Below are 2,205 nucleotides of genomic sequence, written 5' to 3' on the forward strand. Positions count from 1 at the left end.
CTGCGACCCCTTGACCCCCAGTCAAGTGCGCTACCAAGCTGCGCCACAACCCGATTCGTTATTCACGATATTGTTTTCGAGGTTTCCCCCGAACACTCGAATAACTATACCGGGCTTTCAACCCCCACGCAAGCCAGAATCCCCATTTTTAGAAAAAATCCTAAAAATCTTTTTCTCGCAGATTTTCTGCACAGAATCCAGCGCGTGGGGGGCAAACCTAGCACCACGGCATCAAGCAGACACACCGCTACTAGCGGCGGCCGCCCTTACCCTTCTTAGCCTTCGCGCTCTGACGCTCACCCAGGGAGCGGCGCTCACGCACACGCATCGAAATCTCAATCGGAGTACCCGTGAAATCAAAAGTCTCACGCAGACGACGCGTAATGAAGCGGCGGTACCCCGGATCCAAGAAACCGGTAGTAAACAGCACGAACTTCGGCGGACGCGAAGACACCTGAGTGCCAAAGAGAATACGCGGCTGCTTACCGCCACGCAGCGGGTGCGGATGCGCGGCCACAATCTCGCCCAGGAACGCGTTCAAACGGCCAGTCGGAATACGCGAATCCCACGACTCCAGCGAGTGCTCCAGGGCGGGCACCAGCTTGTCCTTGTGCCAGCCGGTCTTCGCCGAAATGTTCACGCGAGGCGCCCACTGCACGTGCGCCAGGTCGCGCTCAATCTCGCGCTCCAGCATGTAGCGGCGATCCTCATCGAGGGTATCCCACTTATTGAATGCCAGAACCATCGCACGGCCCGAATCAATCACAGTCTGCACGATACGCACATCCTGCTCAGAAATCGGCTCGGAAACATCCAGCAGCACCACGGCAACCTCAGAACGCTCCAGAGCAGTCTGAGTACGCAGCGAAGAGTAGAACTCCGCGCCCTTAGCCATGTGCTGACGACGGCGAATACCCGCAGTATCCACAAAACGCCAGGGGTAGCCGCCCAGCTCAATAATCTCGTCAATCGGGTCACGAGTCGTACCAGCCAGGTCGTTCACCACGGCACGCTCAGAACCAGCCAGCTTATTCAGCAGCGAGGACTTACCCACGTTCGGGCGACCCACCAGAGCCACACGACGCGGGCCGCCCAGCGCCTCCGGCTGAGCGAACTGCGAATGCTCCGGCATGACCTCAAGGATCTCGTCCAGCGCATCCGCCAGGCCACGGCCGTGCAGACCCGACACCGGGAACGGCTGACCCATACCCAGCGACCAGAGGTTATAAATCTCCGGCTCCAGGTGAGCGTCGTCAATCTTATTAGCAATCAGAATGATCGGCTTCTTCACGCGGCGCAGCATACGCACAATCTGCTCATCCGAAGCGGTCACACCCACGCGGGCGTCCACCACCAGGACCACAACATCGGCCTGCTCCACTGCAATCTCAGCCTGCTCAGCAACCTGAGCATCAATACCGCGGGCATCAGACTCCCAACCACCGGTATCAACCAGAGTGAAGCTCTTACCCAGCCACTCAGCCTTATAAGACACGCGGTCACGAGTCACACCCGGCTTATCCTCAACCACCGCTTCACGGCGGCCCAGAATACGGTTAATGATGGTCGACTTACCCACGTTCGGGCGGCCAACAATCGCCACTACCGGATCAGCGAGCTGCTCTTCCTCTTCCTCAAAGTCGAAGCCCCAGGCACCCAGCAGGGCGCGGTCCTCTTCATCCAGGTCGTAGTCCTCAAGACCCTCAAGCAGAGCCTGAGCACGCTGGTCAGCGGTCTCATCATCAATCTCAGCGAGGCGCTCGGTCACGTCGTCCTCGCCACCGCCCAGGTACTTCTCTTCGTAATCGTCGCGGATAGCGTCCTCAGCCATGCGCATTCCTTTCTCTACCCGCCCCACGCCCAACCCGCAGGTCAGCACGCGAGCGCGGCTCAACGTCTTATCGGGAGCGGATGCACCACTCCCCCAGCGTTTCGGCGGGGCCTAGCCCGCGCGCTTCGCCTTCAACTGGTCATTCACAGCGTTAATCACTGCAGAGACCGTCGCATTAAAATCAAGATCCGAGCTGTCCACCAGGGTCACGCCCTCGGCAGCTTCCATAAAGTTATTGACCTTCGAATCCTTCGCATCACGCTCAGCGATCTGCTTGCTCAAATCACCCGAAGCGCCGGACTTCTCCGCGTTCTCCAGGCCGCGGCGCGCCATGCGCACCTCTTCAGAAGCAGTCAGCAGGATGCGCGCATCAG

At 59.3% G+C, this 2,205-nt stretch carries 2 protein-coding genes; both read right to left on the bottom strand.

Features of this window, described 5'->3' with window-relative positions; translation table 11 throughout:
* Window positions 1-250 precede the first annotated feature (250 nt).
* A complete protein-coding gene (der, locus tag Q0216_RS07075; RefSeq protein WP_298594059.1) occupies window positions 251-1,831 on the bottom strand; it encodes a ribosome biogenesis GTPase Der in 1,581 nt (526 codons plus the stop codon).
* Between the two features lie 111 nt (window positions 1,832-1,942).
* Window positions 1,943-2,205 (bottom strand): (d)CMP kinase (locus tag Q0216_RS07080; protein WP_298594060.1); only part of this gene is annotated, 263 nt, incomplete at its 5' end.

This window comes from uncultured Rothia sp. (assembly GCF_937976295.1).
Taxonomy (GTDB): Bacteria; Actinomycetota; Actinomycetes; order Actinomycetales; family Micrococcaceae; genus Rothia.

Excerpts from the sequence above, each read along its gene's own strand:
- der (WP_298594059.1), bottom strand. The coding sequence starts at position 1,831 with ATGGCTGAGGACGCTATCCGCGACGATTACGAAGAGAAGTACCTGGGC.